The 24,019-nt window shown below is 28.6% G+C and carries 27 protein-coding genes and 1 pseudogene; 22 read left to right on the plus strand and 6 right to left on the minus strand.

Annotation, left to right across the window (positions count from 1 at the left end; all coding sequences use genetic code 11):
• The first annotated feature begins 45 nt into the window (after positions 1–45).
• From ACRC03_RS13300 to meaB, 9 genes are all read left to right on the plus strand, one after another.
• The gene (locus ACRC03_RS13300; RefSeq protein ID WP_438653065.1) at positions 46–1,359 is read left to right on the plus strand and encodes a DEAD/DEAH box helicase; all 1,314 of its coding nucleotides are present in this window, start codon (positions 46–48) and stop codon (positions 1,357–1,359) included.
• Positions 1,360–1,548: 189 nt separating this feature from the next.
• Positions 1,549–1,725 carry a hypothetical protein gene (locus ACRC03_RS13305; protein WP_438653066.1) on the plus strand — a complete coding sequence of 59 codons (177 nt, stop codon included), beginning with the start codon at positions 1,549–1,551 and terminating at the stop codon, positions 1,723–1,725.
• 368 nt (positions 1,726–2,093) lie between these two features.
• Positions 2,094–2,285 (plus strand): 4Fe-4S dicluster domain-containing protein, encoded by a 192-nt coding sequence (locus ACRC03_RS13310; RefSeq protein ID WP_438653067.1) that lies wholly within the window; start codon positions 2,094–2,096, stop codon positions 2,283–2,285.
• Positions 2,286–2,302: 17 nt separating this feature from the next.
• Positions 2,303–3,448 (plus strand): 2-oxoacid:acceptor oxidoreductase subunit alpha, encoded by a 1,146-nt coding sequence (locus ACRC03_RS13315; protein WP_438653068.1) that lies wholly within the window; start codon positions 2,303–2,305, stop codon positions 3,446–3,448.
• The gene (locus tag ACRC03_RS13320; RefSeq protein ID WP_438653069.1) at positions 3,438–4,238 is read left to right on the plus strand and encodes a 2-oxoacid:ferredoxin oxidoreductase subunit beta; all 801 of its coding nucleotides are present in this window, start codon (positions 3,438–3,440) and stop codon (positions 4,236–4,238) included. The genes ACRC03_RS13315 and ACRC03_RS13320 overlap by 11 nt, the downstream gene beginning before the upstream one ends.
• 23 nt (positions 4,239–4,261) lie before the next feature.
• Entirely contained in the window at positions 4,262–4,801 is a 540-nt protein-coding gene (locus tag ACRC03_RS13325) for a 2-oxoacid:acceptor oxidoreductase family protein (RefSeq protein WP_438653070.1), read from the plus strand.
• 21 nt (positions 4,802–4,822) lie between these two features.
• Positions 4,823–6,076 carry an acyl-CoA mutase large subunit family protein gene (locus ACRC03_RS13330; protein WP_438653090.1) on the plus strand — a complete coding sequence of 418 codons (1,254 nt, stop codon included), beginning with the start codon at positions 4,823–4,825 and terminating at the stop codon, positions 6,074–6,076.
• Positions 6,077–6,093: 17 nt separating this feature from the next.
• On the plus strand, positions 6,094–6,504 hold the full coding sequence (locus ACRC03_RS13335; RefSeq protein WP_438653071.1) for a cobalamin B12-binding domain-containing protein: 411 nt from the start codon (positions 6,094–6,096) through the stop codon (positions 6,502–6,504).
• A gap of 11 nt (positions 6,505–6,515) precedes the next feature.
• Positions 6,516–7,457, plus strand: coding sequence for a methylmalonyl Co-A mutase-associated GTPase MeaB (gene meaB / locus ACRC03_RS13340; protein ID WP_438653072.1), 942 nt, complete (start codon positions 6,516–6,518; stop codon positions 7,455–7,457).
• A 37-nt stretch (positions 7,458–7,494) separates the two neighbouring features.
• Here meaB and ACRC03_RS13345 read toward each other — a convergent pair.
• Positions 7,495–8,554, minus strand: a protein-coding gene (locus tag ACRC03_RS13345; protein WP_438653073.1) for an IS630 family transposase whose coding sequence is annotated in 2 segments (ribosomal slippage) — positions 7,495–8,022 and positions 8,024–8,554 — 1,059 coding nt in all. Because the reading frame shifts where the segments join, the coding sequence is not laid out codon by codon here.
• Between the two features lie 149 nt (positions 8,555–8,703).
• Here ACRC03_RS13345 and ACRC03_RS13350 point away from each other — a divergent pair.
• From ACRC03_RS13350 to ACRC03_RS13380, 7 genes and pseudogenes are all read left to right on the plus strand, one after another.
• A pseudogene (locus ACRC03_RS13350) lies at positions 8,704–9,600 on the plus strand (acyl-CoA carboxylase subunit beta); the annotation flags it as partial.
• A 14-nt stretch (positions 9,601–9,614) separates the two neighbouring features.
• Positions 9,615–9,983 (plus strand): OadG family protein, encoded by a 369-nt coding sequence (locus ACRC03_RS13355; RefSeq protein ID WP_438653074.1) that lies wholly within the window; start codon positions 9,615–9,617, stop codon positions 9,981–9,983.
• A gap of 12 nt (positions 9,984–9,995) precedes the next feature.
• Positions 9,996–10,376 carry a biotin/lipoyl-containing protein gene (locus tag ACRC03_RS13360; RefSeq protein WP_438653075.1) on the plus strand — a complete coding sequence of 127 codons (381 nt, stop codon included), beginning with the start codon at positions 9,996–9,998 and terminating at the stop codon, positions 10,374–10,376.
• 136 nt (positions 10,377–10,512) lie between these two features.
• Positions 10,513–11,034 carry a sodium ion-translocating decarboxylase subunit beta gene (locus ACRC03_RS13365; RefSeq protein WP_438653091.1) on the plus strand — a complete coding sequence of 174 codons (522 nt, stop codon included), beginning with the start codon at positions 10,513–10,515 and terminating at the stop codon, positions 11,032–11,034.
• 631 nt (positions 11,035–11,665) lie between these two features.
• Positions 11,666–12,505: a MerR family transcriptional regulator gene (locus ACRC03_RS13370; RefSeq protein ID WP_438653076.1), complete on the plus strand. Its 840-nt coding sequence runs from the start codon at positions 11,666–11,668 to the stop codon at positions 12,503–12,505.
• 75 nt (positions 12,506–12,580) lie between these two features.
• Positions 12,581–13,900 carry an MATE family efflux transporter gene (locus tag ACRC03_RS13375; RefSeq protein WP_438653077.1) on the plus strand — a complete coding sequence of 440 codons (1,320 nt, stop codon included), beginning with the start codon at positions 12,581–12,583 and terminating at the stop codon, positions 13,898–13,900.
• Positions 13,901–14,081: 181 nt separating this feature from the next.
• Positions 14,082–15,137 (plus strand): ABC transporter substrate-binding protein, encoded by a 1,056-nt coding sequence (locus tag ACRC03_RS13380; protein WP_438653078.1) that lies wholly within the window; start codon positions 14,082–14,084, stop codon positions 15,135–15,137.
• A gap of 141 nt (positions 15,138–15,278) precedes the next feature.
• On the opposite strand, the gene ACRC03_RS13385 is transcribed toward ACRC03_RS13380, so the two are convergent.
• Positions 15,279–15,974, minus strand: coding sequence for a hypothetical protein (locus ACRC03_RS13385; protein WP_438653079.1), 696 nt, complete (start codon positions 15,972–15,974; stop codon positions 15,279–15,281).
• A 286-nt stretch (positions 15,975–16,260) separates the two neighbouring features.
• Between ACRC03_RS13385 and ACRC03_RS13390 the strand changes: the two genes are divergently transcribed.
• The gene (locus tag ACRC03_RS13390) at positions 16,261–16,869 is read left to right on the plus strand and encodes a DUF3786 domain-containing protein (RefSeq protein ID WP_438653080.1); all 609 of its coding nucleotides are present in this window, start codon (positions 16,261–16,263) and stop codon (positions 16,867–16,869) included.
• A 33-nt stretch (positions 16,870–16,902) separates the two neighbouring features.
• Here the strand turns inward: ACRC03_RS13390 and feoB are convergent, their stop codons facing one another.
• Both feoB and ACRC03_RS13400 read right to left on the minus strand, forming a co-directional pair.
• Positions 16,903–19,026, minus strand: a complete 2,124-nt coding sequence (gene feoB, locus ACRC03_RS13395; protein WP_438653081.1) for a ferrous iron transport protein B — start codon at positions 19,024–19,026, stop codon at positions 16,903–16,905.
• Positions 19,027–19,047: 21 nt separating this feature from the next.
• Positions 19,048–19,275, minus strand: a complete 228-nt coding sequence (locus ACRC03_RS13400; RefSeq protein ID WP_438653082.1) for a FeoA family protein — start codon at positions 19,273–19,275, stop codon at positions 19,048–19,050.
• A 128-nt stretch (positions 19,276–19,403) separates the two neighbouring features.
• Here ACRC03_RS13400 and ACRC03_RS13405 point away from each other — a divergent pair, with 128 nt between their 5' ends.
• The 3 genes from ACRC03_RS13405 (at position 19,404) to ACRC03_RS13415 (ending at position 21,308) form a co-directional block, all read left to right on the plus strand.
• The gene (locus ACRC03_RS13405) at positions 19,404–19,865 is read left to right on the plus strand and encodes a metal-dependent transcriptional regulator (RefSeq protein WP_438653083.1); all 462 of its coding nucleotides are present in this window, start codon (positions 19,404–19,406) and stop codon (positions 19,863–19,865) included.
• A gap of 67 nt (positions 19,866–19,932) precedes the next feature.
• A complete protein-coding gene (locus ACRC03_RS13410) occupies positions 19,933–20,211 on the plus strand; it encodes a hypothetical protein (RefSeq protein ID WP_438653084.1) in 279 nt (92 codons plus the stop codon).
• A 239-nt stretch (positions 20,212–20,450) separates the two neighbouring features.
• The gene (locus ACRC03_RS13415) at positions 20,451–21,308 is read left to right on the plus strand and encodes a tetrahydrofolate dehydrogenase/cyclohydrolase catalytic domain-containing protein (protein WP_438653085.1); all 858 of its coding nucleotides are present in this window, start codon (positions 20,451–20,453) and stop codon (positions 21,306–21,308) included.
• A gap of 113 nt (positions 21,309–21,421) precedes the next feature.
• Here ACRC03_RS13415 and ACRC03_RS13420 read toward each other — a convergent pair whose 3' ends face one another.
• Together ACRC03_RS13420 and ACRC03_RS13425 are read right to left on the minus strand one after the other, a co-directional pair.
• Positions 21,422–21,616, minus strand: coding sequence for a hypothetical protein (locus ACRC03_RS13420; protein WP_438653086.1), 195 nt, complete (start codon positions 21,614–21,616; stop codon positions 21,422–21,424).
• A gap of 282 nt (positions 21,617–21,898) precedes the next feature.
• A complete protein-coding gene (locus ACRC03_RS13425; protein ID WP_438653087.1) occupies positions 21,899–22,153 on the minus strand; it encodes a hypothetical protein in 255 nt (84 codons plus the stop codon).
• Between the two features lie 237 nt (positions 22,154–22,390).
• Here ACRC03_RS13425 and ACRC03_RS13430 point away from each other — a divergent pair, with 237 nt between their 5' ends.
• Both ACRC03_RS13430 and ACRC03_RS13435 read left to right on the plus strand, forming a co-directional pair.
• Complete coding sequence (locus tag ACRC03_RS13430; RefSeq protein ID WP_438653088.1) at positions 22,391–23,359, plus strand: SPFH domain-containing protein; 969 nt, start codon at positions 22,391–22,393, stop codon at positions 23,357–23,359.
• Between the two features lie 198 nt (positions 23,360–23,557).
• Positions 23,558–23,878, plus strand: coding sequence for a PadR family transcriptional regulator (locus ACRC03_RS13435; RefSeq protein ID WP_438653089.1), 321 nt, complete (start codon positions 23,558–23,560; stop codon positions 23,876–23,878).
• Positions 23,879–24,019: the final 141 nt, after the last annotated feature.

The raw sequence follows: 24,019 nt of genomic DNA on the forward strand, positions 1-24,019 counted from the left end.
GAAAAAACGACATTAATATATTATGCAACAAAGAAGGAGAAAAGAATGTTATTTAAAGACTTAGATATAATACAACCTATACAAAAGGCATTAAAAGAAGAAGGATATTCAAAGCCAACTCAAATACAAGCAAAATCTATAACACCTTTATTAGAAGGAAGAGATTTGCTAGGGTGTGCACAAACAGGTACTGGAAAAACTGCATCTTTTGCAATCCCTATATTACAACAAATATATAATGAAAAGAAAAATTCAAAGGGACCTAAAATTATAAAGGCAGTAATATTAGCACCTACAAGAGAGTTAGCTATTCAAATAGAAGAAAACTTTAAAGCTTACTCAAAGTATACAAATATAAAAAGTTTAGTTATATTTGGGGGAGTATCTCAACATCCTCAAACAAAAGCACTAAAAGAAGGGGTAGATATATTAATAGCAACTCCAGGAAGGATGCTAGATTTATATAATCAAAAATTCCTTAAATTAAATAATGTAAAATACTTTGTACTAGATGAAGCAGATAGTATGCTAGATATGGGTATGATTCATGATGTAAAAAAAATTATAAGCTTCCTTCCAAAGGAAAGACAAAATATATTTTTCTCAGCTACTATGCCAAAAGAAATATCAAAACTAGCAGATTCTATTTTTAGAAATCCAGTAAAAGTAGAGGTTGCTCCTGTATCATCTACTACGGAGACTATTAAACAAAGTATTTATTTTGTAAGTAAAAAGGAAAAGAAAAGTTTACTTATAGATTTATTAAAGGATAAGTCTATGGAATCTGTACTTGTATTTTCTAGAACAAAACATGGTGCAAATAAGATTACTGATGACCTTATGGCATCATCAATAAAAGCTGCAGCTATACATGGTAATAAGTCACAAAATGCAAGGCAACTTGCACTGAAGAATTTTAAGGATGGTAAGCTTAGAGTATTAGTAGCTACAGACATAGCAGCAAGAGGAATTGATATAGATGAGTTATCTCATGTAATAAACTATGATTTACCAGAAGTTGCAGAAACTTATGTTCATAGGATAGGAAGAACAGGAAGAGCTGGTAGAAGTGGAGTTGCAATAGCATTCTGTTCTATGGAAGAAAGAGATCTTCATAAGTCTATAGAAAAACTTATAAATAAAGAAATTGAAGTTATAGATAATCATCCATTTATAGGAAATTCAAATGATATTTTAGAAACCGTAAAAAAAGATAATAGAAGAAATAGAAATAGGAATAATGCTAGTACAAATAAAGATGGAAAAAATAAAAGCTGTAATAGAAATAGAACTAATGTAAGAAAATGGAATTCTGATTCAAAAAGAAAAACAACTAATAATAAGACTGACAATAAATAAAATATATTGATAACTGTAGAATACGATGTATGTATGCAACTATATTAATAAATTATAGAGATTGTTATATATAGTGAAGTTTATTTAAAAAGTGCCTTAAAGTAACCTGTAAAATTTACTTTAAGGCACTTTCATTTTTATATTTAAAGAATATATATTGAACATGAAGTAATATATATAATAAGAACTATGAAATCTGAATTTAAAATAAGATTGGGAGATATTTGCTATCATTTAATGATTATAGGTGCTATTATAATTCTTATATCAGTACTTGTAAGTGAATTAGATATCGATACAAATTATATATGGTACATAATAAAGAAGAAGATAAATAAAAAAACGAAGAATGAAGAAATTAAGTAAGTTAATGTTAGAAAATGTTTAAATGTATTTGAGTACGGTATAAATTTGGTTTTAGCTAAATTTATGCCTTATTTAATTTATTAGAATATAAAAAAAGATATATAATTAAAAATTGATTTACAAGTAGTTCTCAAAATAGTGCAGAAATCAAAAAAATTCACACTACATTTATAACGTTTTCCTAATTTAAATTAGATAGAATGAAGTAAACATAAAAAAACATGCAAGCCATAAAAATATTATTGAATATATAAAATTTGGTAGCTATAATGAAGGTTAAATAACTAAAAGCTAGTAATTACAATGCTAGCAAGTGAAATTATAAAATTTATAAAAATATTGTTTATTATTTCTTAGGGGAGATTAAATTGGAGAAAAAATTAGTAATTGAAAAGTCTTGGTGTAAAAGATGTGGTATATGTAAAGAATTTTGTCCTAAAAAGGTTTTAGAAATTAATAGTGAAAGCGTATACATGAAAAATTCATCAGAATGTATACTATGTGGATTATGTGAGTTAAGATGTCCTGATTATGCAATTTATATTGAAAAAAATGATTAGTTAGAGTGGGGGATAATATGGCTAGAAAGATAAAGTTATTACAAGGAAATGAAGCCTGTGTTCATGGTGCAATTCATGCAGGAATGAAATTTTTTGCGGGATATCCTATAACTCCATCAACGGAAGTAGCAGAAATATCGTCATTAATGCTACCTAGAGTTAAAGGGGCTTTTATACAAATGGAAGACGAAATAGCATCTATGTCAGCAGTAATAGGGGCATCAATTACTGGCAAAAAATCTATGACAGCAACAAGTGGACCAGGATTCTCACTAAAGCAAGAAGCTATAGGGTATGCTTGTATTACAGAAACACCTTGTGTAATAGTAAATGTTCAAAGAAGTGGACCTAGTACCGGACTTCCAACAAGTCCATCACAAGGTGATTTGATGCAAGCAAGATGGGGAACTCATGGAGATCATACTTTAATTGTTTTATCACCTACAACAGTACCAGAAACATATGAACTAACAGTAAAAGCATTTAACTTAGCAGAAAAATATAGAGCACCTGTGATTTTATTATTAGATGAAGTAATAGGTCATATGAGAGAAAAAGTTGATTTAACAGAGTTAGAAAAATTAGAAATTGTAGATAGAAAAAGAGCTAACTGTCCAAAAGAAGATTTTAAAGCATATGAATATACAGAGGATTTAGTTCCAAATATGGAGGGAATAGGCGATGGATATAAGTTCCATGTAACGGGCCTAGTTCATGATGAGACAGGATTCCCAACAAATAGTACAAAAGAAGCTCATAAGCTATTAACAAGATTAAATGATAAAATAGTAAATAATTTAGAAGATATTCTTATATATGAAAATTACTTTACAGATGATTGTGAGCTATTAATTATAACATTTGGATGTATGGTAAGAACTAGCAAGGAAGTAGTAGAGAGTATGAGAGAAAGAGGAATTAAAATAGGATTATTAGCAATAAAAACTGTATGGCCTTTCCCAGAAAAGATAGTAGAGGAATTTAGTAAAAAAGTAAATTATATATTTGTTCCAGAAATGAATATGGGTCAAATGATATTAGAGATAGAAAGAATAGTTAAAAATAACTGTCCTGTAATTGGAATCAATAAGTACAATGGAGAAATAATAACTCCAGAAGAAATAAGCGCTAGTATAGAGGGGGTAATTGAATATGCCAAGTAAAATTATAGAAAATAATTTTAGAACTGATAGGCTTCCTCATATATGGTGTCCAGGATGCGGACATGGAATATTAATGCACTCAATAGCAAGAGCAATAGAAGAACTAAACTTAGATAAAGATAAAATATGTATAGTTTCAGGTATAGGATGTTCATCAAGAGCAAGTGGATATTTCGATTACAATACGATACACACTACTCATGGTAGAGCACTTACATTTGCAACAGGTGTGAAGTTAGCTAACCCAGAGCTTAAAGTTATAGTTATAACTGGAGATGGTGATGCAACAGCTATAGGAGGAAATCATTTAATACATTCATGTAGAAGAAATATAGATATAACAACAATAGTATTCAATAACAATATATACGGAATGACAGGTGGACAATACTCACCGACAACTCCAACAAATGATAAGGCGACTACCGCACCTTATGGAAATATAGATAAGCCTTTTGATATATGTGATTTATCAGCAGCAGCAGGGGCTACATTTGTAGCAAGAGCAAGTGCCTATCATGTAAATCAGATGTTATCATACACTAAGAAAGCATTGACTCATAAGGGTTTTTCAATAGTTGAGGCTGTTAGTGTTTGTCCGACATATTATGGAAGAAAGAATAAGAAGGGCTCTGCCGTAGATTTAATAAATCTAATAAAAGAAAGTAGCACAATAACTAATGATAATAATAAGGCTAAAGAAGATGAAAAAATGGCAATAGGTATTTTTAAAAATGTAATTTTGCCAGAATACACTGAAGAGTATAAAAAGATAATAGATAAAATTTAATATTATTAGGAGATGTATTTTACATGAAAATAGAGATTAGGCTAAGTGGATCTGGAGGTCAAGGACTTATACTTGCAGGTATAATTTTAGCAGAAGGTGCTATAATATCAAACTTAAATGCAGTTCAATCACAATCATATGGACCAGAGGCTAGAGGTGGAGCAAGTAAATCAGAAGTAATAATAAGTGAAAAAAGTATAAACTTTCCCAAAATAATAAATTCAGATATATTAATTTCATTAACTCAAAAATCTTTTAATGAGTATTGTTCTCACATTAAAAAAGGAAGTGTAGTAATTGTAGACTCATCAATAGAAGTTGGAGACTTAAAAGAAGTAACAATTTATAAAGCACCTATTCTACAAACTGCTAAGGAAGTAGTAAAAAAATCTATGACAGCAAATATAGTAACCCTAGGAGTGCTTAGCAATTTAATACCACAAATAAATTCAGAACATATAAAACTTGCTATTTCAAATAGAGTTCCAAGAGGAAGTGAAGAATTAAATATAAAAGCCTTTGAAGAGGGAAAAAAGCTTTTAAATTTTTTTAAAGTAAACTAAATTATAATAAAGCGAGTTGCAATAGATTCTCTAGCCGATATGGAAATATTATTTGATGGAATAGAACTAGATAAAGTATCTACATCAATGACTATAAATGCACCTGCAGCGGTACTTTTAGCAATGTATATAGCTGTTGCTAAAAAACGAGGAATTAGTGCAGATAAATTAAGAGGAACTATACAAAATGATATATTGAAAGAATATGTAGTAAGGGGAACATATATATTCCCAGTAAAACCATCAATGAGATTAATTACAGATACATTTGATTATTGTTCAAAAGAAGTTCCGAAATGGAACACAATAAGTATATCTGGATACCACATAAGAGAAGCAGGAGCTAATGCAGTACAAGAAGTAGCATTTACTTTAGCTGATGGTATAGCTTATGTTAACGCAGCTATAAAAGCAGGTCTTAATGTAGATGATTTTGCACCTAGACTTTCATTTTTCTTTAATGCACACAATAACTTATTTGAAGAAGTTGCTAAATTTAGAGCAGCAAGAAGAATATGGGCTAGAATAATGAAGGATAAATTTAAAGCAACGAATCCAAAGTCAATGGCACTTAAATTCCATACTCAAACAGCGGGCTGTACGCTTACAGCTCAACAACCAGAAAATAACATAGTAAGAGTGGCTATACAAACTTTAGCAGCAGTACTTGGTGGAACTCAGTCACTACACACAAACTCTAAGGATGAAGCACTAGCACTTCCTACAGAAGAATCTGTAATGGTAGCTCTAAGAACTCAACAAATAGTAGCACATGAAAGTGGAGTAGCAGATACAATTGACCCATTAGCTGGTTCATACTATGTAGAAAGTCTAACTAATCAGATAGAAGAGGAAGCGATGAATCTTATAAATAAAATAGAAGAATTAGGTGGAGCACCAGCTGCAATAGAAAAAGGATATATACAACAAGAAATAATGGATAGTGCTTATAAATACCAAAAAGAAATTGAAAACAATGAAAAGACAATAGTTGGAGTAAATAAGTTCCAAATAGAAGAAGAAGATCCAAAAGGATTATTAAGAGTAGATCCAATAGTAGGAGAAAGACAAAAAGAAAAAATAAAAGAGTTAAAAGAAAACAGAAACAATGAAAGAGTAAAAGAAACTCTTCAAGCTTTAAGAAGTGCTTGCAATAGTGATGAAAACTTAATGCCGTACATACTAGAATCAGTAGAAGCTTATGCAACATTAGGAGAAATATGCGGCGTAATGAGAGAGGAATTTGGAGAATACAAGCAGGCAGTTATGATATAAATTAAGGAGGATAAACAATGAAAAGGATAAGAGTTTTAATTGCTAAACCTGGGCTAGATGGACATGATAGAGGTGCAAAAGTTATTGCACGTGCCCTTAGAGATGCAGGAATGGAAGTAATATATACAGGACTTCGCCAAACACCAGAGCAAATAGTGGGGGCCGCAATACAAGAAGATGTAGATGTAGTTTCAATGAGCATATTATCAGGTGCTCACAACCACCTACTTCCTAAAGTTGTAGAATTATTAAAAGCTGAAGGGGCATACGATGATATGTTAGTTATAGCAGGAGGAGTTATACCAAAAGAAGATATACCATTCTTAAAAGAAAGTGGAGTTGCAGAAATATTTACACCGGGAACACCCACTTCAGTAACGATTGATTTTATAAAAGAAAATGTAAAAGACAAGTCAATGAATATTTAGGAGATACTTTAATGGAAAATCTAATTAAAGCTCTTTTAGATGGAAATAAAAGAGCTTGTGCCAAACTCATTACTATAGTAGAAAATGAAGCTGAAGGATATGAGAACGTTTTAAAAATAATATACAAACATACTGGTAGAGCATATGTAATAGGAATAACTGGACCACCAGGAGCGGGGAAATCAACAGTTACAGATAAGCTAGTTAAATTAATGAGAAAAGAAGATAAAAAGGTGGGTGTCATAGCAATAGATCCAACAAGCCCTTTTACAAAGGGAGCTATACTTGGGGATAGAATAAGAATGAATGATTTAAGTACGGATAAAAATGTATTTATAAGATCAATGGGAACTAGGGGAAGTTTAGGTGGTCTTTCAAGTGCAACTCAATCAGCTGTAAAAATATTAGATGCTTATGGCTGTGATTACATATTTATAGAAACTGTTGGTGTAGGCCAATCAGAAATTGATATAGTAAAAACAGCAGACACTACTTTAATGGTAATGGTACCGGGATTAGGTGATGATATACAAGCTATAAAAGCAGGAGTTATGGAAATTGGCGACATATTTGTAGTGAACAAAGCTGACAAAGAGGGAGCTAAAAGAACATCTATAGAAATAGAAATGATGCTAGATTTTAAAAAAGATTGGGAATTCAGGCCACTAGTAAATTTAGCAATCGCCCAAACGGGGGATGGACTAGAAACTACATATGAAAATATTTATAAACATAGAGCCTTCTTAGAAAGCAGTAATAAATTACAAGAGAAAAGACTTTGCAGAAATAAGATAGAAATAAAAGAACTAGTTCAAAGAAAAGTTTCTAAATTAGTAAAAAATTTAGAATATAGTGATGAACTAGATGAGTTATTGGCAAAAACAATTACTAAAGAAATAGATATTTATTCCATAAGTGAAATATTGTTTGAAAAAATTAGAAATAATAAATGATACTTATTTAGTAAATATATATTTTCTAATAAAGTTCCTACAGTTTAGTACATAGTCTAGCTAATGTATTTATAGGAACTTTATTTATTGATTCTATAAACTTATCTATAGACACTCTTACTTCTTCAAGACTTGCAAAGAATTTGTTATTTATAACGTTTGACTTTAACCATCCCCACAATCCTTCTATCAGATTTAACTCTAGACTATATGGTGGTAAAAACATTAACTCTAGTTTATGTTTATTATCAGATAAGAATGGCTGAATTAGCTTTGCATGATGAATTCTTGCATTATCTAAAATCATTATAGTTTTACCCGTAGGGTATTTCTCTAGTACCTTTTTTAGAAATCCTAAAAATACTTCAGCATCGTAATTTTTATGTTCTTCACAATACACGCTACCTGAATTATAATCTAATATTCCAATTATTTTAACACCTGGATTTTTACCATATGTGCGAATCTTTCTTTGTTTACCCTTTGGAAACCAAGTCTTTTGCATTGCTTGATAATCTCTAATCATTGATTCATCTTCAAATACAATATGTTGAACTTCTCCATCAGAGTATTTTTTTTAGCACTTCGAAATCTTCTTTAAATTTTTCCTGTTTTGCCTTATCTACTTTTGCTAGTACATACGTTGGTCTAGTATGGCTAAGACCTAAGCGAATCATCACTACATGAACACTACTTAATGCCATATCAATATTAAACTTATCTTTTATATACTCTTTAACAAGAGCAATTGTCCAATTGCATCTATTTTCAAATCCTACCTCTTCCGGTATTTTTTCGGTTATTACTTTCTTTATATTTTCCTCTTGCTCTGGTGATAATTTTCTTTTTTGACCACAATTATTATAATTCATCTTTAAAGCATCTAGTCCTCCGGCAGCATATTTCTTTATATACAAACCTACGGTATGAGGCTCTAATAATTCCATTTTACCTATTTCTTTATTATTAATACCTTGAAGGTGCTTAAGTAAAACTGAATATCTTTTATACATCCTAAGATTTTTTTCGTTTTTTAGTGCTACTTTTACCTCTTTTATTTTATCATTTATATCTACATCATTCTCAAATCGTATCATCTATACATTTCCTTTCTCATTTCTATATAATTTAGTAGTTTAGTTTTTGCTATATGAGAAATTTATATATATGAAATTTATGGATGATGAATTTTTTCACTTAGAAAATATATAATTTCTAAAAAGTACTACAATGAGGGGCATTAACTCATAATACAACTTCAGGGGTTGCACATTTTATAGCAGATAATGATGAGGATTGTATAAATCAAATTAGAAAATTATTAAGTTACTTACCTTCAAATAATGCAGAGAAAGCACCTATGTTAGAAGGTAGAGACAATCCAAATCGATTAAATGATATTTTAAATGACATAATACCTGATGGCTCAAATAAACCATATGATATGAAAGCAATTATATATGAAATAATAGATGATGGTGACTTTTATGAAGTGCAACCGTTCTTTGCACAAAACATTATAACTGGATTCGCAAGAGTAAATGGTGAGAGTATAGGTATAATTGCCAATCAACCTAAAGATATGGCAGGGGCATTAGATATAAATGCTTCAGATAAAAGTTCAAGATTTATAAGAACATGTGATGCATATAACATTCCGATAGTAACATTGGTTGACGTACCAGGTTTCTTACCTGGGGCAAGTCAGGAATACGGTGGAATTATACGACATGGTGCAAAAATGCTTTATGCTTATAGTGAAGCAACAGTACCCAAAATTACTATAATAACTAGAAAAGCTTATGGTGGTTCTTACTTAGCAATGTGTTCAAAAGATTTAGGTGCAGATATGGTTTTAGCTTGGCCTACAGCAGAAGTTGCAGTAATGGGACCAAGTGGAGCAGCTAATATTATATTTAAAAGTGATATAAAAAATGCAGAGGATGCAAAAGTAATGAAAGACATAAAAATAAAAGAATATACAGATGAATTTGCAACTCCATACAAAGCTGCTGAAAGAGGTTATGTTGATGATGTAATTGAACCAGCTTATACAAGAATAAGACTGTGCGATGCGCTTGACACCTTATCTTCCAAAAGAGAAGAAAGACCACTTAAAAAACATGGCAATATGCCATTATAGGAAGGTGATAAATTATGAATATCAGTCAATTATTAGAGGCTTTGAAAAATACTCAAGTAAACTTAAATATAGGTGAAAAATTATTAACAGGTTTTTCAGTAATGATTCTTTCTATGGTGGTAGTATTTATAGTGCTAGTAATGATAGCAGGAATAATTAGTTTATTACAAATAGAAGAAAAAGCAGTAGATAAAAATGTTGAAACTGAATCATTAAATCAATCTATTCTTAAAACTAAAAATGAAGATATAGCAGAGTTAGTAGCTGTAATAACAGCAGGTATATGTACAGCTACTGGAAATAGTAGCAATAACATAGTAGTTAAAAAGATAGTAAGAAGCAATAATTCTAAAACAAGTTGGGAAAGTATGAATAAAAAATAGGGGGACTATTCAATGATAAAAAAATATAGCATAACAGTTAATGGAAATACTTATGATGTTGAAGTAGAAGAGTTAGGAGCACAAAGTAGTTCACTACATAGATCGCAAATTTCAAATGATATAAATATTAAGCCCCAATCTCAACAAATTTCAAAACGACAAGCAACATCAGTACAAGGAAGTGGTAGTGTTAGTGCTCCGATGCCTGGTACTATAAATGATGTACGTGTTAATATTGGAGATGCTATAAAAAAGGGGCAAGTTTTATTAATACTTGAGGCTATGAAAATGGAAAATGAAATAATGGCTAGTTGTGATGGTAGCATTTTAGCTATTAATGTGTCAAAAGGGACATCTGTAAGTGTTGGAGATATACTAGTTACTATAGGATAAATAATTTTAAAATACAAAGGGGGACTTACCCGTGGGAGAAGTTATACTTAATTTTATACAGTCAATGGGTATTGTAAACTTAGACTGGAGGCAATTAGTAATGATACTAATTGCATGTATTTTATAGTACTTAGCAATTGCGAAAGGATTTGAACCTTTATTATTGGTGCCTATAGCTTTTGGTATGTTACTTTCTAATCTTCCATTATCAGGAGTAATGAGTGGTCCTATTTCGGTTATAGAGCCATTAGGACTTGGTACAAAGGGTGCTATTGAAGCTAGTATTCACACAGGGACTCCTGGAGGATTACTATATTATTTGTTTTTAGGGGATGAGTTTGGTATATTCCCTCCCTTAATATTTTCAAGCGTAGAAACTCTGAAAATATTTGCTCTTGGAGTTGTTGCATTTGGAGTAGGAACTGCTGCTGGAGTAATATGTGCTAAAATTATGAATAAATTTACAAAGGAAAAAATAAATCCACTTATAGGTGGAGCAGGAGTATCTGCAGTTCCAATGGCTGCAAGAGTAGCGCATAAAATAGCACAAGAAGAAAATCCAGGAAATTTTATTTTAATGCATGCTATGGGACCCAACGTTGCAGGTGTTATAGGTTCAGCAGTTGCTGCAGGAATATTATTAAGTTTGCTAGGATAGTTGAATTAATGCCGAGATAAATTTCTTGGCATTTTTGAGTTTAAATATCATAATTAACTAAAGTATAATGTATGTGATGGTTTTATTTACGCGAGTATATATTTTACTTTTTAAAATTTTATTTTATAGTAGTAAAAATAGAATCATTTTTTTTACTACTTGCATACAATAGAAGAGAATGAAAGTTGGTAATTAAAAACTTGCAATACAGACAGGTGTATACTATAATGTAAATAGATAAAGAAATAAAAGGAGGTAAAAAAATGAACGAAAACTTTGAAATAATATACTTTGGGTATGAAAAGGAAATAGATTATTTATTTAATCCAGAACATGATGAAGAATAAATGATTTTTTTAAAAAAAAATATTCATATAAAATAACAAAATGATTAAAATTAAAATAAAAAATCATTTTAGTGAAAAGTACAGGAGTGTAATAATGAAATTATTAGAATGAAGAGCCGTAACCAAATGAAATATAAGGTTAGGGCCTTTTTATATGCAGTTTTTGTTACTTTTATTTCAATAGTATTTAAAGGTAGATAAGTTTAATTGAAATTAAGTAAAAAAAAATGGTTTAATGAATAGTAAATAGTAAAAAATAATGAAAAATATATAGGAGCAAAATAATGAAAAAAATAGATTCAAAAATAGAGAATTATTTTTCAATAGGTGAAATGGCAAAATTACACAATGTATCTATAGAAACTTTAAGGCATTACGATAGATATGATTTGTTAAAACCAGATTATATAAATGAAAATACAGGATATAGATATTACTCAATGAAAAGTTTTATAAAAATGGATATAATAAAAAAATGTAAGGCAATAGGCCTAGCATTAGATGAAATAAAAGAGACGATGAAAAATTATGATTCACTAGAATCAATATTAGATACACTAGAAAAACAAAAAGAAATAGTAAATAAAAAAGTGGATGAATTAAAAAAAATAAAAAAAAGTATAAGTAATATGCAAAATGATATTAATGAGTCGTTAGAAGTAGGCATAAATAAATTATTTATTAAACAAAATGAAAAAAGATCGATGATAAAATATGACTATTCAGGAAGATATACTAAAGAGTTTGAACTAAAGCTGAGGAAGACATTGTTAGAAGTAGAAAAAATTCAAAATAATTATAATCATAAGATAGTATTTTCTGCATCATATGAAGATTTAATAGACGAAGGTAAACTGACTTACATAAAAACTATGATAAGTTTAGATTATATACCTAATCTAGATAAAGAAATTGTAACTTTACCAAATGGAGAATACTTGACAATGTACTTTGAAGATAATTTTTATAATACTAAGAAATACTACAACGAAATGATAAAATATATAAAAGAGAATAATATAAAAGTTGAAGGGGATTTTCATGAAATATATATAATGACAAGAGCAAACCCTGATGGAGAAATAATGGCTCTTGCTCAAATTGAAATATTATTAAAAAAATAAATGAAAACATATTGACTCTTTTGTTACACAAGACTTTATAATCACATATGGACTAATAATAGAAGAGGTGATTTTATGTTAAAGGAATATTTAAAATATGCAATACCGTCTGCTTTTGCGATGTTAATATCAGCATTGTATACAATAATAGATGGAATGTTTGTAGGACAGGGTGTAGGAGACAATGCTCTTGCGGCAGTAAATATAGTACTACCATTTACAGTAATGCTGGTTGGAATTGCAAATATGATGGCTGTAGGTGGAGGGGCATTAGTATCTAAAAATATAGGTGCAAAAAATATAGAAAAAGCAGTAAATATTTTTAGACAGGTAATGAAGTTTTTATTAATTATATCAGTAGTACTAAGTATTATGTGCGTAATTTTCACAGAGCCTATAGTTAAAGCATTAGGTGCGACAGAATCATTACAGTCATTAGCTGTAGACTATTTGAGATATTATGCATTATTCTGTATACCTAACTTAGTAGGGATAGCATTAAATAGTTTTGTAAGAAATGATAATAGACCAAAACTTGCTATGATATCTACAATAGCTGGAGCAATTACAAATGTAGTATTAGACTATATATTTATATTTGAATTTGGTCTGGGAATAAAAGGAGCAGCTATAGCAACTGGTCTTGGTCAAATTGTAACGGTAGCAATACTTTTACCACACTTTATAAATAAAAAAGGAAATTTAAGTTTAAAAAATGTAAGATTAGAAAAAGAAATTATAAGAGATTTATTAAATATAGGGTTTCCATCTTTCTTATCTCAAATAAGCTTCTCAATCATAGTACTTATGCACAATATAGCTATTGTTAAGATTATGGGAGAAGTGGGAGTTTCAGCGTATAGTATATTAAACTATATAGGAACTAATATATATATGATATTATTTGGACTAACACTAGGGGTGCAACCTCTGATAAGTTATAATTTTGGAAAGTGTGATATAGAAAAGGTACTAAAGTATCATAAAATAAATTCTATATCTCAATTAGTAACCACAGTATTTTTCGTATTAATTTGTTTCCTATTTGGAAAACAAATAATATCTATATTTACTAATGATGTTAAAGTAATAGAAATAGCATATTTAGCGGTAAGATTAGGAAGTTTAAGTTATTTCTTTGTGGGATTAAATATAGGGACTATAGTGTACTATCAAGCTATAGAAATGCCAAAGTTTTCAACTTTAATGTGCTTCTTTAGAGCGATTATATTCTTACCATTAGCATTAATTGTACTATACAGTATATTTGGTTCTAATGGTATATGGGCAGGAACTCTTGTATCTGAAACATTAACATTTATAGCAATAAACTTAATAACTAATATAAAGAAATCAACAAATAAATCAATTGCTGAAGTTAGTGAAGCGGCATAATAAAAAGTTAATAATAAATTAAATTTTAATTTAAACATATAATATAGCTAGATAAAGTAATAAAAACTTTATCTAGCTTGTTTTAGATAGTAGAATAAAAATCTACTTTTAAAATAATAGAAAGTGATTTAAATGTTGATAAATGTATCATTAGAAGAATTGTATAGAAAGGGAAGGATATATGAAAAAATTAATTAAGCTTTTAAGTTTATCAATTTGTATTGCAATTGTAAGTATAGTAGTTATAGGTTGTAGCAAAGACTCTACTGGAGTAATAAACTTTTTTAACTATGGAGAAAACATAGACAGTAAAACGGTAAAAGAATTTGAGAAAGAATATGGTATAAAAGTTAATGTTGATACTTTTGATGATATGGAAACAATGTATCAAAAGGTTAGTAGTGAGGGTGTAAAGTACGATGTTATTTTAGTATCAGATACTTTAATGCCAAGAATGATTGAAAAAAACATTTTAAAAGAATTAAATAAGGACAAGATACCTAATATATCTCAAATGGATGAAGATTACTTAAATCTAGAAATAGATCCTGGAAATAAGTATTCAGTTCCTTATATGTTTGGAACAGTAGGACTTATTTATAATAAAGATGTAGTAAAAGAAAATGTAGATAGTTGGGACATACTGTGGAATGAAAAATATAAAGGTAGTATTTTTATGTTTGATACATATAGAGATACAATAGGCGCAGCTTTAAAGAAGCTTGGATATTCTTTAAACACAACTAATCCAAAAGAAATTGAAGTAGCTAAAAATTTATTATTAGAACAAAGAAAACTAGTAAATCCTATTTATGGTGTTGATAATGGAACTACAATGATTCCAGCAGGAGAAACTGATATAAATATGATATGGTCTGGAGAAGGATTGAATCTTCAAGATGAATATCCTAATTTAGTATATGTAGTACCTAAAGAAGGAGCAAACTTCTGGATTGATAGCTTATGCATACCTCATAATGCTAAAAATGTTGAAGGTGCTCAAAAGTTCATAAACTTTGTAAGTGATAAGGAAAGTGCTTTAAGAATCGCTGATGAAATTGGATATACAACTCCAAATAAAGAAGCGAGACTATTGCAGCCAGAAGAAGTTAGAGATAATCCCAATGCATATATGCCTAAAGAAATAATGGAGCGATGTGAAATCTATACAGATTTTCCTATGGATGTAAAAAAAATGTATGATGAAGCTTGGATAAATATAAAATCAAATAAATAGCATCAATAATACCATTAAAATAAGAAAATCTATTTAGATATACTCCCTTTATAGGCAGTTAAAATAATAAAAACTGTCATTATGAAGGGAGTATATTTTAATATCAGGAAAACCTAAAATAGATTTCAACAATCTTAAAAGTTACTCGAATCTAAATGGATTTAATCTTATAGCGTTATTATACAAGAATGGATAATTATTACTTAGGTATTCTAGATAATCAATCCATTGTACAGTAATATTCTTATAAACTCTTATAATATCCTGTTCTAAATGGCCTATATCTAGTTCCTCAAATTTATCATTTTCTAAAAATAAAATTTCGTCTCTTAAATGTATTACAGACATGAGTAAATCAGTAAAAATTTCATGTTGATGTATGCTTTCATTACTTACTAAATTAATAAATAAATTACTATTACTCACCAGTAAAACTTTTATAGATTCTATATCGATTTTTTCAAAAACGATTTTATACTCATAGGTTAAAAGTCCGTTTTTTATTTTATTTAAATCATTAAATCCTATGATTGAGTTTTGAGCATCTTTATCAGCTATTATAATTAAACGCATTAGCTTTGAACCTACTTCTGTAAAGAAAATGCCTACAAGCATATTTAGTTTTTCAATTCTTTCTTGTTTGGCTTTATAATCTATTAAGCTTTCAAGTATTATTGTTACTACCAAGCTATTTATAGGTATAAAACATAAGTTCATTAAAGAGTAATAAGCGGTGTTGACACCTTGACCAAATACTATATAATGAGTTAAAAACATAATTCCTGATAATGATATTAAAATTAAAGATATTACAAAATAATGTTTAACTTTTTTCATTCATTCACCTCCATACTATATATCGTAAAATATTATATCATAAATTAATTAACAATACTTTAAGTAAATATATAGATGTATACAAAATATATTAAATATTGAAAAAATGGAGTCTATATAAGTTATAATTATATTAACCTTATAAAAGTGATTAAAACTTGACTTATAAAATTTTTATAAAAAATAATGGGATATTGATACTTTAAATTATAAAAAAGAAGAAAATAAAAGGTTTAGGAGAAATATTATAAATATTTTGAGGATGCCTAAAATTCAGGGGGTAAGTATGGAGAGTAATTATAAAGTTGCTTATAAAGCAGAATGGGATAAGCTTAAACAGTTAGATCCCTTAGAGGTATCTAAAAGATTAGAGATAAAATATTGTGAAAAAAATAAACAATTTATTGTACCTTTTTTTGAAAAAAATTATATTCTAGATTTTAATACTGAAACTATATATATGGAAGAAGATGGACACAAACCTGTAATTGGAGATGCTATCATTATATTGAATTATCTTACTTATTCAAACCAATACATAACTAATACTAATAAATGGGTAAGTCTTAAAGAAATACCAAATGGAGGTGCATTGTTTTACCCCGCATTTTATAATTCCTCAATAGTAGGACTAATAGAAAAGTTCGGAGAAAATATAAAAAACTTCGAAGCTAATTCATTAAGTATAGGAGGAAAAAAAATAAAATTTGGAGATAAATCATATGAATTTAAAGTACTTCCTAAGATAAGTATCTGTGTGGTTATATGGGAAGGTGATGATGAAATATCTGCAAATGCAAGTATACTATATGATCCTGCTATACAATATTTAGTACATATAGAAACAGTAATTGGAGTAGGAATGTGTGTAGCTAATAAAGTTATGTTAACATAAAAATAACTTACCTTTATTGGTAAGTTATTTTTATCAAATTCCCAGTAATTTAAAGCATAGTGTAGTTAAAAAACAGACTACAAAAGCTATAGAAGTAGGTAATGCAAAACCTACAAAAGTCCATTTAAGACTCATAGTTTCTCTTTTTATAGTTAGTAAGGTAGTTGTACAAGGCCAATGAAGTAAGCTAAATAACATTACATTTAAAGCAGTTAAATATGTCCAACCATTATCTCTTAATATTTGACCTAATTGAGAAAAACTATCGAAATCTATCATATTACCTGTAGCTAAATAGGACATTAAAAGAATTGGAATCACTATTTCATTAGCTGGAAATCCAAGAATAAATGCAAGTAATATATAACCATCTAGACCTATTGCATGACCAATAGGTTGTAGTAATCCAGCTAAGTAAGATAATAAGCTAATATCACCAATATAAACATTTGCCAAAATCCATATTATAATTCCTGCTGGAGCAGCTACTGAGACTGCACGCCACAATACAAATATAGTTCTATCTATAATAGAAGTATATAAAACCCTTCCAACTTTAGGTGTTCTGTAAGGAGGTAGCTCTAGTGCAAAAGTAGATGGTACACCTTTTAGTAAGGTTTTAGATAACAAATATGACACTAGTAGAGTAACAACTATTCCAAAGATTATTACTAGTGTGATAGATAGTGCAGTTATTATATTAGAATAAAATGAAGATGAAATAGTCGAAGAAAAGAATATTGTAGCTATAGCTATCAATGTAGGAAATCGCCCGTTACAAGGTACAAAGTTGTTAGTAAGTATAGCAACTAACCTTTCTCTTGGAGATTCTATTATTCTGCACCCTACAACACCTGCTGCATTACAACCTAGACCCATGCACATAGTAAGGCATTGCTTTCCATGACAACATGCTTTTTTAAATAAATGATCTAAATTAAATGCAACTCTTGGAAGGTAGCCTAAATCTTCTAATAATGTAAATAGAGGGAAAAATATAGCCATAGGGGGTAACATAACAGAAATAACCCAAGCTAAGCTTCTATACATACCATAAGTAATCATTTCATTTACCCATAAGGGCACATGAATATAATTTAAGATATTGTAGATATGTGGTTCTATTGAAAATAATAAAGTAGATATAATGTGAGAGGGATAATTTGCTCCTTGAATAGTTATCCATAAGATAGCACTAAGGCTCAAAATCATTAGAGGAATACCGAACCTTTTAGATGTTATTATCTTATCTATTTTTTCATCTCTTTTAAACTTATTGTTGTTTTCAATAGTTAATACACAATTATACAGTTCATTCGCATATTCATAATTAATTTTACTAATTTCATCTCTTATATCTTGTCTATTTAAGTATAGTGGTATACCATCTTTAATTTCATAGATTAAGCTTCTATAATCACCTTCAATATAATTATCCATTGATTGAAAAATACTATTGTCACCATCAATAAGCCTTAGACCTAGCCACCTAGATTTAATATATGGAATAGCTAGTTTTAGGCTAGATTCTATTTTTTCTAAGTTATTTTCGATTTCATCATTGTATTTTATTACCTTATTATTATATAAGTAATTGCTTGATACTACCTTATCAAGAGTTTGTAAAAGTGCATCAATACCAATATTATTTCTAGCAGATGTTAGTACAACAGGTATTCCAAGTTCTTTCTCAAGTTTATTTTTATCTATGAAAATACCTTTTTTCTTAGCTTCATCTATCAAGTTAATGCAAAGTACTACCTTATCAGTTAATTCCATTACCTGAAATACTAAATTTAAATTTCGCTCTAAAGATGTAGCATCAGCAACTACTATTACAGCATCAGGTTTTCCAAAACACACAAAATCACGAGCTACAATTTCTTCTTGAGAAGCTGCAAACAGTGAATAGGTTCCTGGTAAATCAATTAATGCAAAATCTTTGTTATTGTATTTAAAATCTCCTCTTGCACTACAAACTGTTTTTCCAGGCCAATTTCCAGTATGTTGTTTTAAACCTGTTAATGTATTAAAAACAGTACTTTTGCCTGTATTAGGATTTCCGGCAAGAGCGATGATATATTGATTTTCTTTTCTTTCAATGTCAAAAATATCTTTCATTACTTTTATTTTAGTAGAGTTGTGTGTTAATCCCATTTTAACCCCCAAATATTAAAATTATATATGAGAAACTATTATATTTTCACTTTCTTCTTTTCTTAAAGCAATCATAGCACCTCTAATATTATATACAGTCAAATTATTGTTAGGACCTCTTCTTACTACAGCAATTGAGGCACCTTTAGTAAGGCCTAGTGCCAACATTCTTTCTCTTACATAACCAGTAGATAAAAGTTCTTCAACCTTGACGGTAGACCCAATATCTATACTTGTAAGCTTTTGCACAATAAAGTCACCTCCTAGATGGTAAATAAAGTTAGCTTAAGCTAACTTTATATAATAAATAATATGTGTGGTTGCATATAATTGTTACAGAGAAAAATATACAGACGTATTTAATGGAGGTAGTAATTTTGATAGAAAATAACGAATACTATACATTTAATGAGTATATTAAGAATAATGAACTAAGCCCAAATGAAGAAGACTATATAGAAATGATTTATCGGCTAAAAACAGAAAACAAATCCATTAAGATATCTGAATTAGCACAAGCTTTAAATATAAAAAATCCATCTGTTAGCAAAATGGTAAAAAAACTTCAAACAAAGGATATAGTAATACATAGTAATTATGGAACAATAGATTTAACAATAAAAGGTGAAACAATAGGTAAAACTCTATTTGCAAGACATAATACTATAGAACAGTTTCTTAAAATTATAGGAGTTGAAAATAATTTACATGAGGAAACCGAAAAAATTGAACATACAATAAACTCAGATACTTTAAATAAAATTATAAATCTAGTTGATTTTTTTAAAGAGAATCCCATAGTCTTAGAACATTATCAAAAGTACAGAAGCATTATATAATCATATTAAAAATAAAAAGTATTATTTGGATACTTATTGTTTCTATATAAAAGGGGGAGAGTTTTGTATGTGGAAAGTTAGTTTATATTACGACCATAAATGGGACTTAATTGTAATCTCAGAGCAGAAAAGATGTGAGTGGTATAATTGTGGTGGAGTAAAGGTATACAGAAATATTAGTGGAGAACATAGAGCCTTATGTTTTATTGATAAAGAAGCATTTATAGTTGTAGATGCAAAAACTAATAAGCTATGGGAACTTGAGGACTTTGAGAAGGATGCAATTAATAATGGAACGGAATCGGTTAAGAATAATAAATTTCATAAAAAGGTAGAAAGTAATTAAAAATTTAAAGGTCAAAAATTAAAACCTAAATATAAAAAGCTATAACAAAATTGAATAATATTTAAATTTATAAAAGAACAAGAACCTTCTAGAATTATAAAATTACAAGTATTAATTAGTGATTTAGGAGATTTACATTAGATACTATTTCCCAATTATAACAAAATAAACGGCTATATTTTACATTTCATATATGATAAAATTACCTAGGAATAATATTATACAAATAGGAGAAAAAAATGACAACAATAATAGATGCAATAAAAATGTGTGATGAAAATATTATTAAATACCAAGAAGAATCTAAAAAAATAAAAGAAGTAATAAATAAACAACCAAAGTTTGTAATAATAAATGCTTCTAATGATGAAGGAAATGCTAGATACATAAAAGGAAAAATAAAAGCAGGAGAAAAAGCAGGTTTAATAGTAGAAGTAATTACATTTGAAGATAACTGTAATAATGATGAGGTACTAAATATAATAAAAAAATGTAATGAAGATAAAACACCAGTTATACTTCAATTACCAACTTTTAAGCACCTAGATACTGAAGGACTTATGAAGGCTATAGATTACGATGTAGACGCTGATGGTTTCGCAAGAGAGTGGATAGGTGAAGTAAACTTAGGAAATGATAAAAAAATAGCTCCTGCAACTCCTAAAGGGGTAATATCACTTCTTGAATATTATAATGTAGAAATGGAAGGCAAATTAGCTTTAGTTATAGGTAGATCTAATCATGTCGGTAAACCTCTTGTAAATATGCTTATAAATAGAGGAGCAACAACTATTTGTGCTAACAGTAAAACTAAAAATCTAGAAAATTTAGTTAGACAAGCAGATATAGTAATATCATGCGTAGGAAGTCAAAATCTAATAGCTGCAGAAGATATAAAAGAAGATGCTATTGTAATTGGTGTTGGGTTTACCTATGTAAATGGGAAACAAATATTAGATTTTGATGTTGATCAAATAGTAAATTTAGATAAAGCAAAATATGTATCAAATAGAATAAACTGTACAGGAAAATCAACTATAAATTCATTAATAGACAATGTAATTGAATTATACAAAATTAACTTTAATATAAAGTAAAAATTAACAACAACTAATAGGCTGTAGATAATTATTATTAAAAATAAATTATCTACAGCCTTCTAATTATTATTACAATATCGCTTATCATATGTTCAGTCTACGATTCATTCTTAATATTCCCAAAATGTATTACGTTCGCAGTCGTTATAGCTTATTCCACTATTTGTTCCAAAGTAATTATAGCTACAATCGCTTTGATAACAAAGTTTTGCTTTACTTTCTTCACAAACACTATCAGTTCTTTTCTCAAAAGAAGTAGCAACATCATCAGTATGAGGTTTCATTAATTTTAAATTATTTTCCATAAGTAGCACCAACCTTTTCTATTTTTTTTTATTAATTTATATATATTGTATGTTCAAAAATAAAATCTGTCAACAATAAAATTGAAAATTCTGAAAATTTTAAATATTCGGAATATGTAAAAATAATTTTTAAAATATAAAAAAATTTATATATTTACAATTCGAATTATGATTTAAAAAAACTAAATATATGACAAAATATAAAGTTATATAATTTGTCCCGAGATTTTAAAAAAGTCTTCTATATAAAATTAATTAAGATAGAAGACTTTTTTAATTTAGTTAAATATCAAAATTACGTCTTGCAGTAGTTTTAAAAGTATAGTGGCAACTATTGCAAATCATTTCAGCGTCGATAGCTTCATAGCACCTGTTAGTACCTCTATTAGAGTAAAGATTATGAATTTTAACTCTTCCAATATTAGAATCTACCATTGTAGCCTCGCTTACAGTTTCAGGAGGATTAAAAAATATAAATTCTCCACAGTGAGGGCAGTTTAATTGAAATAAAGATCCGTTGTTCATTAGTTCATTCATATTAATCACCTTTCTAACATTATGTAGTATAAAGCTTTAAGATAAGAAAGCTTTCTTACAATTAATATTAAAATTTATGGGATTTATTATACTTAGTTTTCAAAAAAGTTTTATAAATTTATAGATTAGGTATAAATAATAAAAACAATGGTATAGACCTTTCTACAAAATAAAAGGAATATTTACTTATACTGTAGAATAATACTGTAATAATAAAAATTAAAAGTAGGTGAAAATATGGAAAATAATATGAGTAAGTATGAAGAAAGAGAACCAAAGGTTTTAAATGGGATGATGGCTATAATATTAATATTTGTATGGATTGTAATATCTATAGGGATGATAATAGCTGGAGGTTTTTTGCAATCAGCAATATTGATATTTTTAGGAATACTATTTAATGTAGTAAGTTTTATATCCTTTGGAGGATTAAAAATAGTAAATCCACAAGAAGCATTGGTTTTAGTTTTATTTGGTAAATACTATGGAACTATAAAAAGAGAAGGTTTTTACTGGGTAAATCCATTTTCTTTTGCAGTAAATCCAACTTATGGTTCAGCTATAGCACCATCGAAAAAGTCTCAAGAAGATGTAAATATAACATATCATGCTAATAATAAAAAAATATCTTTAAAAACAATGACTCTTAATAACGAGAAGCAAAAAGTAAATGATCAATTAGGAAATCCTATAATAATAGGAGTTGTAGCTATTTGGAAAGTTGTAGATCCAACTAAGGCAGTCTTTAATGTAGAAAACTATAAAACTTTTATATCAATTCAATGTGATACAACAATTCGTAATATAGCAAGACTTTATCCATATGATGTATCGGAACATGGAGATGAAAAATCTCTTAGAGGAAGCAGTCAAGAAATAGCAGACAGACTAAGAACAGAACTTCAAAGTAGAGTTGAGATTGCTGGAATTGAAGTAACTGAAGTTAGAATAACTCATCTTTCTTATGCACCAGAAATAGCAGCAGCAATGTTACAACGTCAACAAGCAGAAGCAATAATAGCAGCACGTAAAAAAATCGTAGAAGGTGCTGTTAGTATGGTGGAAATGGCTCTTAATAATTTAAAAGAAAATGATGTTGTTAATTTGACAGAAGAAAGAAAAGCAAGTATGGTCAGTAATTTATTAGTAGTACTGTGTGCAAATAAAGACACTCAACCTATTGTAAATAGCGGATTTGATGAATGATAGATAGAATATTTGATAAATGATATATAAAATAAGTACTAAGCATATAGTGAAATTCATATGCATAGTACTATTTTTTTATAAAAAATAGTTAGAAATGGAATTAAATGTAAGTATTAGTATATAATATAAATATATACATCACCAGGCGAGGTATATATAAGTACTAAGATGAAATATATTAAGGAGGTGAGTAAGGTGTCTATAACATCAGATTTAATAAGAGGTCATACAGATACAATAATACTATCAAGACTTACTCAAGGGGACAGCTATGGTTATGAAGTAAACAAATATATAAAAGTAAAAACTAACAATGAGTATGAGCTTAAGGAAGCGACATTATATTCAGCTTTTAGAAGATTGGAGGAAGGTGGAATGATAGTGTCTTATTGGGGAAGTGAAAACAAAGGAGCAAGAAGACGGTATTATTCAATTACTCCTCAAGGAGAAAAAGCATATAAAAAGCAAAAAGAGGATTGGCAAGAGGCAAAAGAATTAATAGATAACTTAATATAATAATTGCTTAATTGCAATATCAAATTGAACTATTTTTTAAAATATGAAAAATAATCTAAATATTAGGCTGCATATATAGAATCTAATTGTTCTTCAAATAGTTTCTCAGGCGTATTGTAGCCTAATATTTTTCTTGGTAAT

It is taken from the genome of Romboutsia sp., from assembly GCF_051659545.1.
Taxonomy (GTDB): domain Bacteria; phylum Bacillota; class Clostridia; order Peptostreptococcales; family Peptostreptococcaceae; genus JBOFOR01.

Excerpts from the sequence above, each read along its gene's own strand:
- ACRC03_RS13360 (WP_438653075.1), top strand. The coding sequence starts at position 9,996 with ATGATAAAAAAATATAGCATAACAGTTAATGGAAATACTTATGATGTT.
- ACRC03_RS13380 (WP_438653078.1), top strand. The coding sequence starts at position 14,082 with ATGAAAAAATTAATTAAGCTTTTAAGTTTATCAATTTGTATTGCAATT.
- ACRC03_RS13320 (WP_438653069.1), top strand. The coding sequence starts at position 3,438 with ATGCCAAGTAAAATTATAGAAAATAATTTTAGAACTGATAGGCTTCCT.
- ACRC03_RS13325 (WP_438653070.1), top strand. The coding sequence starts at position 4,262 with ATGAAAATAGAGATTAGGCTAAGTGGATCTGGAGGTCAAGGACTTATA.
- ACRC03_RS13370 (WP_438653076.1), top strand. The coding sequence starts at position 11,666 with ATGAAAAAAATAGATTCAAAAATAGAGAATTATTTTTCAATAGGTGAA.
- ACRC03_RS13425 (WP_438653087.1), bottom strand. The coding sequence starts at position 22,153 with ATGAATGAACTAATGAACAACGGATCTTTATTTCAATTAAACTGCCCT.
- ACRC03_RS13355 (WP_438653074.1), top strand. The coding sequence starts at position 9,615 with ATGAATATCAGTCAATTATTAGAGGCTTTGAAAAATACTCAAGTAAAC.
- ACRC03_RS13415 (WP_438653085.1), top strand. The coding sequence starts at position 20,451 with ATGACAACAATAATAGATGCAATAAAAATGTGTGATGAAAATATTATT.
- ACRC03_RS13375 (WP_438653077.1), top strand. The coding sequence starts at position 12,581 with ATGTTAAAGGAATATTTAAAATATGCAATACCGTCTGCTTTTGCGATG.
- ACRC03_RS13300 (WP_438653065.1), top strand. The coding sequence starts at position 46 with ATGTTATTTAAAGACTTAGATATAATACAACCTATACAAAAGGCATTA.
- ACRC03_RS13390 (WP_438653080.1), top strand. The coding sequence starts at position 16,261 with ATGGAGAGTAATTATAAAGTTGCTTATAAAGCAGAATGGGATAAGCTT.
- ACRC03_RS13335 (WP_438653071.1), top strand. The coding sequence starts at position 6,094 with ATGAAAAGGATAAGAGTTTTAATTGCTAAACCTGGGCTAGATGGACAT.
- ACRC03_RS13385 (WP_438653079.1), bottom strand. The coding sequence starts at position 15,974 with ATGAAAAAAGTTAAACATTATTTTGTAATATCTTTAATTTTAATATCA.
- ACRC03_RS13315 (WP_438653068.1), top strand. The coding sequence starts at position 2,303 with ATGGCTAGAAAGATAAAGTTATTACAAGGAAATGAAGCCTGTGTTCAT.
- ACRC03_RS13305 (WP_438653066.1), top strand. The coding sequence starts at position 1,549 with ATGAAATCTGAATTTAAAATAAGATTGGGAGATATTTGCTATCATTTA.
- ACRC03_RS13410 (WP_438653084.1), top strand. The coding sequence starts at position 19,933 with ATGTGGAAAGTTAGTTTATATTACGACCATAAATGGGACTTAATTGTA.
- feoB (WP_438653081.1), bottom strand. The coding sequence starts at position 19,026 with ATGGGATTAACACACAACTCTACTAAAATAAAAGTAATGAAAGATATT.
- ACRC03_RS13430 (WP_438653088.1), top strand. The coding sequence starts at position 22,391 with ATGGAAAATAATATGAGTAAGTATGAAGAAAGAGAACCAAAGGTTTTA.
- ACRC03_RS13420 (WP_438653086.1), bottom strand. The coding sequence starts at position 21,616 with ATGGAAAATAATTTAAAATTAATGAAACCTCATACTGATGATGTTGCT.
- meaB (WP_438653072.1), top strand. The coding sequence starts at position 6,516 with ATGGAAAATCTAATTAAAGCTCTTTTAGATGGAAATAAAAGAGCTTGT.